At 35.9% G+C, this 8,300-nt stretch carries 6 protein-coding genes and 2 pseudogenes; 2 read left to right on the top strand and 6 right to left on the bottom strand.

Translation table 11 applies throughout. The features are described 5' to 3' along the window. The 3 genes and pseudogenes from ACFQZ1_RS08950 to ACFQZ1_RS08940 all read right to left on the bottom strand — a co-directional run. Positions 1 to 1,402 (bottom strand): annotated as a pseudogene (locus tag ACFQZ1_RS08950) (IS4 family transposase); the annotation flags it as partial. A gap of 127 nt (positions 1,403 to 1,529) precedes the next feature. Then, positions 1,530 to 2,204 carry a GNAT family N-acetyltransferase gene (locus ACFQZ1_RS08945; RefSeq protein WP_377881784.1) on the bottom strand — a complete coding sequence of 225 codons (675 nt, stop codon included), beginning with the start codon at positions 2,202 to 2,204 and terminating at the stop codon, positions 1,530 to 1,532. Next, a complete protein-coding gene (locus ACFQZ1_RS08940; RefSeq protein ID WP_241819031.1) occupies positions 2,201 to 2,770 on the bottom strand; it encodes a hypothetical protein in 570 nt (189 codons plus the stop codon). The genes ACFQZ1_RS08945 and ACFQZ1_RS08940 overlap by 4 nt, the downstream gene beginning before the upstream one ends. A 186-nt stretch (positions 2,771 to 2,956) precedes the next feature. Here ACFQZ1_RS08940 and ACFQZ1_RS08935 point away from each other — a divergent pair, with 186 nt between their 5' ends. Further along, positions 2,957 to 3,553 carry a TetR/AcrR family transcriptional regulator gene (locus tag ACFQZ1_RS08935; RefSeq protein ID WP_377881783.1) on the top strand — a complete coding sequence of 199 codons (597 nt, stop codon included), beginning with the start codon at positions 2,957 to 2,959 and terminating at the stop codon, positions 3,551 to 3,553. A 468-nt stretch (positions 3,554 to 4,021) separates the two neighbouring features. Here the strand turns inward: ACFQZ1_RS08935 and sdaAB are convergent, their stop codons facing one another. The 3 genes from sdaAB to hemA form a co-directional block, all read right to left on the bottom strand. Then, entirely contained in the window at positions 4,022 to 4,681 is a 660-nt protein-coding gene (sdaAB, locus tag ACFQZ1_RS08930; protein WP_377881782.1) for an L-serine ammonia-lyase, iron-sulfur-dependent subunit beta, read from the bottom strand. Positions 4,682 to 5,348: 667 nt separating this feature from the next. Then, positions 5,349 to 6,260, bottom strand: coding sequence for a DMT family transporter (locus tag ACFQZ1_RS08925; protein WP_377881781.1), 912 nt, complete (start codon positions 6,258 to 6,260; stop codon positions 5,349 to 5,351). Beyond that, positions 6,257 to 7,489, bottom strand: a complete 1,233-nt coding sequence (gene hemA / locus ACFQZ1_RS08920; protein ID WP_377881780.1) for a 5-aminolevulinate synthase — start codon at positions 7,487 to 7,489, stop codon at positions 6,257 to 6,259. Before hemA ends, ACFQZ1_RS08925 begins: the two co-directional genes overlap by 4 nt. 426 nt (positions 7,490 to 7,915) lie before the next feature. Between hemA and ACFQZ1_RS08915 the strand changes: the two are divergent. After that, positions 7,916 to 8,185: pseudogene (locus tag ACFQZ1_RS08915) on the top strand (IS6 family transposase); the annotation flags it as partial. Positions 8,186 to 8,300 lie beyond the last annotated feature (115 nt).

The following is an 8,300-nucleotide window of genomic DNA, read 5'->3' as shown; positions in this document are numbered from 1 at the left end:
ACTCATAGATAACACCCATAATATCAAAGACTGTTTTCTTCTCATATCGATGAGATTTTCGCCCGTTTTTCTGTAGTAGGTGGAATAGGCGGATTAGAATCTTTATTATTTCTTGGGTGTTTTTCTGTATAGCTTGATACAGAAGATATAAATAATCTTGGATCATCCCTATTGCCTTATATTCGATTAATTCTCTTTTCTTCTTTTGTAAAAGAAGTTGACGCATTTTAAACATAGTAGAGGAGCACAGGAAAATAGCGATTAGCTTTCCATATATTTGGCACTCTAATCGTTCTTGTTTTACATTACGATAATGATCTATTTTGAAGAGTGATTTCCACGTTTTAAAGACAATCTCTATTTGCCAATGCAAAGTATATAACTCATGTACCTGTTCCATCGGAACCCATTCCCAAGGTGTATTCGTCACGTACATGTTTAATCCCGCTACAACTTTACTTTTCTCTGAGTACGTTCTATTTTTGGATTTTTCTTTTTCCGCGATTTTTGCTTGTCGTTTTTGAAGTTGCTTTTCTGTTAGTCGGTTAAAAATAACACGTGCAAACAGCTGTTGTTTATCACCGATATAAGCATGTTTTAATTCAAATGTTTCTCCAGGCTGTAGTTGATTTAAAATTTGTTTCACATCTATTTGTATGTATTCTGATTGTTTCTTAATTGCACCATTTTTAAAGCATTCTGGGTTTGGATTTTTCACATATACATTCGTATTCAATTTTAAACGAGAAATATAGTATGTACCTCGTTGATCCATTTGATCTAAGTCTTCCAATGAAAAATAACCCAAATCACGAATACATAAATCCCCTGGTCGTAAGGTATCTAAGCATTCTGTACCAAAAGTTTTGTCATTATTTTTTCCTGGTCCAACTTGAAAGTTAAGAAATTCCCCACTGTGCAGATCATATTCTAATTGAATTTTGATTCCAGCTGTTTGGGCACACCCTCCAGAGCCTGGATATATATTCTCTAAAGCATTTGGCACTTGGAATAAGGTAGCATCTAGGATACGAATTCGCCCAAAATAAGAGAAGAGATGATTAGAAAATTGCGTTTGTTCACATACTTTTTGTTGTAACAGTAAAGAAAAAATATGTTGTAAAAACAAAACTGCTTTAGCATTTAAACGTTTATTTAAGCCCTAAGGGCTGAGTAAAGTACCAGTAGCTGCATGAAGCCTACTACATAATCGTACTAAGGGATCACTTGCTACTCGTTGACTGATCCAAATACAAATTGTAGCTAAGTCTGAGCCAGAAAACTTACGTTTTCGCTTTATAAATCCGATTTCTCTTGCAAGTTCTTCTAAAAATATAGGTGTAACATATCGTTGTAATTCTTCTGCAAATGGTAGTAGTTCATCTTGAATCGAGAGATTCATAAGAAAACGTCATCCTTTCTAATTTAGCTTGTTTAGAAAGGATAACTTTTTTTGTGTTTGAAGGTATTAAAATCTCTTGAGTTGATGGGCATGTAAGGTGACCCCTAGTATGAAATTCAAAACCACTTCATAAATAATTCGAAATCTCAGAATCTCTATTGCCCGAGCTCTTTTTCTGATAGAACATGCAATACACGGGTACCATGTCAATTTGTGTTTCTCCGCTTAGAGCAAATCCGAATCTCCGGTACAAACTTACATTTTCAGCATTTTCCGTGTCCAGTGCGACTCCCTGCGATTTATTATCCGTATGTACCGTATGCAATAGGTGTTGCAGCAGAGCCTTACCGATTCCCTTGCCCTGGTTCTCCGGGTTTACTCCAATCATGATAAGGTAGTGATGCGCCATTTTAGGAGCAAATGATCTTGTCACTCGCATATAGGAATTGAGGAGACCTAAAGTTTTTCCAGACAGTTGAAAAAACAATGGAATCAACCTCCCGATTAGTAATGCTCCTCCTGTTATATTTTGAAGCCTGCTAGGTTGCGGTTTTTCAACGGTGTATACGCCAAGCAAGTTTTTATTTTCATACAAGCCCCACACCTCTTCATTGAGCATAAAGCTTTTATCAAACATAAAGGACACAAAAGCTGTCACGCTATTTCTTGCTTTTCTATCAATCTCCGAATCACCAAATACATGCAGGAATAAGGGATCTTTAGCAAATGCCTTGCTCATGAGTGATACGAATAAGGGCTTCTCCCGTTTGGTGAGCTTGGATATTCGATACGGAGCACTCATGCTTTTTCACCTGTGTTGTTGCTTGTTTTCTCATAATGATCAACGGCAAAGCTAAATAACACTTTAAGCATAAATAATAAGCAGATGATCAACATATAGGGCTGTATATTTGGCAGCATCGGTATCCAGCCAAGACCAACAGACAGGAGCAAGCCTGCAATAAATCGTTGTGAATGCTTCCCAATCAGAGCATTCACGATAAATGCTCCTGCAATCGTATAAGCCCAAACCCCGATCGAATACCAAATATCTGTATGTAAGAGAAGCGCAACAAGAATGATATGAAAGTGTATCGCAATGAATACGATTCGATTTGTTTTGCGTGCTGCATAAAAGTTGCTGGTTGAAGCTGTAAAGTTGGCTACGCATCCAGAAAAAATATCGAATATCAACAATAATGCCAGGGCACTGCGCCAAATCGGCAAGTTGTCTGTGAGTTCAGGGAATCTCAAATATAACGCAATGGTTAGCAATCCACCGAAAAACAGTATGGCTAGAATAGACCCAATACTTTGTTTTTCACCGAACACATCATGTAAAAATGAAGGAATCCGAATTTGTTTCATACAAGCACACTCCCATCATAAGTTAATGTTTGCGAACATCGTGTTGAACAAAAAAAGATATATAGTAAATATACTATTTTACTACAAAATTATTATAAATATTTAAAATTGAGATTTCAATAGATTTGTACTACTTTTATTGAATTACTCTAAAACTTGGGCTACACTACAAGTGAGGTGGAGCATATGAACGGATTCGAAAGACGAAAACAGAACAAAATTGAGCAAATATACAGCTCCTCATTTGAATTGTTCTCCAAATATGGTTTTCAAAAGGTAAGCGTGAATGAAATCGCTCAAAATGCGAATGTTTCTCCCGCTACCATTTATAACTACTTTGGAACAAAAGAACAGCTCTATGCCGATATGCTTATAAATTGGATGGACAAACAGTTGGAGCAGTATGAGAAGATTCTGAATTCAGCGTGTTCCTTTCCTGAAAAGACGAAGGAAATTATGCTGCTAGAAGCTAAAAATTTACAAATTTTATCGGATAAGTTTCAGAAATCCCCATTCTCTGAGGTGAGTGGGTTGATGCAAAGGCTGGAGAGCTATAATGAGCAGAAGGTCATGCAATTTTTTATGAAGTTTGTCACGATTGGAAAGCAAGAGGGTTACATTCATAGAGATCAAACAGAAGATATTACTATGCTGTACTTCACGATGTACAAAAATGAGCTGGGTCGGCATTGGGAAGCGTCGAATCAAGAACGCATAACGAGAAATATGGATCAATTGATGGAATTGTTTTTCTATGGGTTGGTCGGAGAGAATCAGAAGTAGGACGAAATTGGAAAATTGACTGTCTGTCCTGTTACGAAAAACCGTATCACAAATAGGGGTCACAACATAGGAAAGGATGGCGTTTTTTTACACTTTGGGGTAGAGAAAATTCTTAAGTTGATGGGCATGTGGCGGTACCCCTATATGAAGTTCGTGTTCCTCAGACTTGAGATTTGCCGCCGACTTCCTTCAGATTCCGCGTCACCACGGACACACCCTTGTCTTAAGCTAATCGTTACTACTGCCTTCACGATTCGGTACTTGAACCCTAGAGAATAGACGCATACTAGGCGCACAATAAAAGCACAGCCTTCAAACAGACTGTGCTTTTTTCTGCGTATAAAGAATTAAAAAAGTTAATAATGGTTGCATAACATTTAGCAGCAATCATCTCAGCCGTTTTGTGTGTGAAGAAACTTTGCACCAGAACCTTCCTCCAGTTTTATAGATTCCTTGCACTAAAACCGTTTAATCTAAAACTAGTGTTTGATAAATCTTTGATGATCCTTTAATCTCCTCGATTATTTCATGATTTAATAGTTCCTCAGTTTCAATTACCAATAGAGATATTTGTCCTTCCTCTTTTCGCGATACACGTATGATATTAATATTAATTTTACGTCTTGATAATATAGAAGTTACAGACGAAATTGTACCAAAATGATCATTGTTCATAATAAGAAGAGCTGATCTTGTTTCATTTAACTTCAAATCAAAACCGTTAATCTCAATAATTTTGATTTTTCCCCAACCAACCGAACAAGCAATCATCTCAATTTTATCTTCACCTTTGTATAAAGTAATCTTTACTGTATTGGGATAAGACGGTTTTGCAATCTCTTCTATACAATTAATTGTAATTCCTCTTTCTGTTGCAATTGTAAGTGCATTAGAGAATAGTGAGTCCTCCATTTCAAAGCCTAAAATACCACCAACAATTGCTACATCGGCTCCAACAGTGCAATTAATTTTTTTGAATGCTCCATATAAAGAAATTTCAATTTTTTCTGGGTCTTTTAAAAATAGCTGACGAACAATATGTCCTATCTTTGTTGCTTCTACTCCATAAGCACTAGGTGTTCCAATAGTAATAGGACCAATAATATCAAATACTGATTTATATTTCATGATTACTCATTCTCCTTAATATTAGTAGTAGGGATGTATTAATAAGATGTTTTTGTATTAAGAACATATTGTTGGTTTGAAATAAAGTTCAATTAAAAGCAATCTCGCAGCCACTAAGAATTTGATATATGGTCAGTTGTTATTTTAAATAAAGTTTGATCAAAATAAGAATCATCCGTTATTCTTAGTAACTTACTTTTTTAAGAAAGTTTAATCAAAATTTCACATAAAAGCTGATATCACTGTATTTAATTTGTTTTCACACCATTAAAACAGTTAAACTTTCTCCAAAACATCGCAACTTTTTTAAAAACGGTTCATCTTTTTTATAAACGGTACGACTTAATTTCAAAGCTACACATATTTCATAACTAAAAGTTAACGAAAATAATGACTATAATAAACAATCCATCCTCTTATCAGGATTTGTATCCAATTTAAAGGTTTTTTTTGATATTTTTAACAATAATTTTTAATAAAAAGGTGTATTGATTTATTTATCAGTATTAAAGATGAACAATCATGTTTATTTAAAAAATCAATAAATAGAGAATGCAATCTACTAGATAGTTACGCCTTATTTACAATTACACTAGAAATCTTGAAGATCTGTTCACAATAGAAGAAAACAGCATTATATTTTATAAATAAAACCCATGGGAATTTTTTAATTCCATGGGCTTTCATTTTTCATAACATGCCGATTCCTGTGTGGTAAGCGAAATCCTAGTGCAATTGCTGCTCCAATGCAACTAAATAAACATCCGAACAGTAAATAGAGAGTAGGTGTAGAGTCTCCAATCGCAACAGAGGCGACACCACCTATTGCAGGAAAAAGTGCCACCATATAACTACTGACTGATGCACCGATTCGTTCTACTAGCTTGAGGTAGAACATCCATGCCCCAAAGGAAGCAAATACAGTTAAAAATGCCAAAGCCCCAAGATAAGAAACTGACGTTGGTAGTGTAAAGTTCTGTTCTTGAAAAACACAAATAGCAAGTAAAAATATCGAAGCCACAACAAAGCCAACACTATTCGAATAAACTGCATTAATACCACGACGTGCATTTTGGGCTGAAGCTGCATCACCAATAGCTGTAAGTATAGTTCCAATCAATGCAAGGCCTATTCCTTTTAAGTCACTTGTACTAGAGCTCTTTATTAGTAATGGATAAACCAATATAGAAACACCCGTAATACCGACTATTCCCCCTATTAGAATTCGGGGATGAAGACGCTCACCTAGAAATATACGAAGTGCAATCGGTGTCAGAACTGTCTTCAGTGAAAACAGCAGCGTTACTAGTGCGGCAGAAATCCAAATTGTCGCGTAGTATAAACACAAGTAGCTTAGGGCTAAGTTACATACCCCAAAAGTAACAAGGGGGAAAACATCTTTACGAGAAGGCCTACCATTTGGACGTACCACGCACATGAGAACAATAAACATTAGTGCAGCCCCCATCAAGCGATAGGTCAATGACAATTCAAGACTTACAGGTGTACCTTGTATTTTTACTACAATAAAGTTTAATCCCCAAACTATTAAGCAGAAGATATACATAAAAGCTGTCATACATGTACCACGTCGTTCTCCTGTGCAAAAGGAATATCAAAATAATTAAAAACTTCTGTTAATGCAACAGCCAGTTGCGTTATCTGTTCCTCAGTGTGATTCGGTGTAACGTTAACCCGGAAGCGTTCTGTGCCGACAGGAACCGTTGGTGAATTAATAGGCTGCAGATAGACGTGATGTTGTTCAAGTAGACGCTGGGCAGCAGCTTTACATTTTTTTGCCTCACCAATTAGTACAGGAAGAATATGTGTTTCACTTGAATCCATTATCGGAATATTTGCTTGAGCAAGTGCTTCTCTTAACATGCTAGTCTTTTGGTGCAGGACATTTCGCTCGTTATCTGAAGATTTTAAGTGTTCAACGCTAGCATGACAGGCTGCAACAACAGCTGGTGGTAAAGATGTAGTAAAAATAAAACCGGATGCAAAAGAACGAACAGCGTCAATTAGTAATGCTGAAGCTGCAATGTATCCCCCGATTACTCCAATACCTTTTGCCATTGTTCCTTGAATAAAGTCCAATTGATCCACAAGACCTAGTTTAGCAGCTATTCCTGCTCCGCGAGGACCATACATACCGATTGCATGTACTTCATCAAGAAATGTTAAAGCATTATATTTATCTGCGAGATTCGCAATTTTCTGAATCGGTGAGATATCGCCATCCATTGAGTATACTGACTCAAATACAATAATTTTTGCTCGATCATGTGGTTGAGCTGCAAGTAACTCTTCTAAATGGTCAACATCATTATGTTTAAATATCGCTCGTTCGGCTTGAGTGCTACGTATACCATTGATAATTGAAGCATGGTTTCGTTCATCAGAAAATACTATGCAATTTGGAAATAAACGAAGTAAACATTGTAATGTTGCATCATTCGATCCATATCCTGTAGGAAAAACTAGTGCGGCTTCTTTACCATGCCATTCCGCAAGTGAAGATTCAAGTGCAGCGTAATGATAATGTGTACCACCTATATTTCGAGATCCGCCTGAACCAGCACCAAACGCTCGAATTGCATCGTGCATTGCTTCAGTAACTACTGGGTGCTGAGACATTCCTAGATAGTCATTGCTGCACCAAACGACAACTGGCTCTGCATCTTTCTGACCATTCAATTGTGCTAAAGGATATTGGCCCCGTATCCGATTAATTGTGACAAATTCTCGATATTGTCCGCTTTCTTTTAAAGATTCGAGCTTATTTTCAATAATTTCTGCATACATGACTTTTCCTCCTAGTATAATTTACGGCTCATCCAGTTTGATATTTAAATTAACAAAAAAAGGGAAAACCGTTATATAATTACTTTGTAAGTATATTGATAAAATACAAAAAAAAACAAATAAAAACAAAATTATGCACATTTTCATAATTTTATCAATAAACAATAATAACTATCATTAAAGAGATGGTCATATTACGCCATATATAATTAAGAAGAGACTCGTTTCCTCTCAAAGAATTATTGCCACAATTTTGTCAAATTCATATAAAACAACTCTTTTAGGACAAAACACAAATATAATTTTCTAATTTTTTATCCATATAACTTTTTAGGGTTCTGGTGCAAAAACTCTAAAGCTCTTGCAAGTAGTCTCTTAAACTTGGACATACTGATAATATTACTTTAAAAAAGGTGCGTGATCAGTATGGAAAAGGAGAATGGGTTCAAATGGAAGCATTATCAGCCTGATATTATTTTGTTAACGGTAAGATGGTACCTACGGTACAACCTCAGTTTTCGTGATTTAGTGGAAATGATGGAGGAACGAGGCTTATCCATTTCTCATACAACGATTATGCGTTAGGTTCATCAGTACGATCCTGAATTGGACAAACGAATCCGACGTCACCTTAAACAAACAAATGACTCCTGGAGAGTCGATGAAACATATATCAAAGTAAAAGGTCAATGGATATAGGGTAGCACCACACATCCATCAACTTAAGGATTTAGACTATTTTTGAAGTTAAAAGCACGTTACTATTCTCTTATGTTAATAAGAAAGGGTGACGTGCTTTTTTATGAATATG

The sequence above is a fragment of the Bacillus sp. CGMCC 1.60114 genome (assembly GCF_042676365.1).
Lineage (GTDB): Bacteria > Bacillota > Bacilli > Bacillales > Bacillaceae_G > Bacillus_A > Bacillus_A rhizoplanae_A.
Note: the sequence above shows the minus strand (reverse complement) of the source record. Positions and strands in the feature narration are given on the sequence as shown.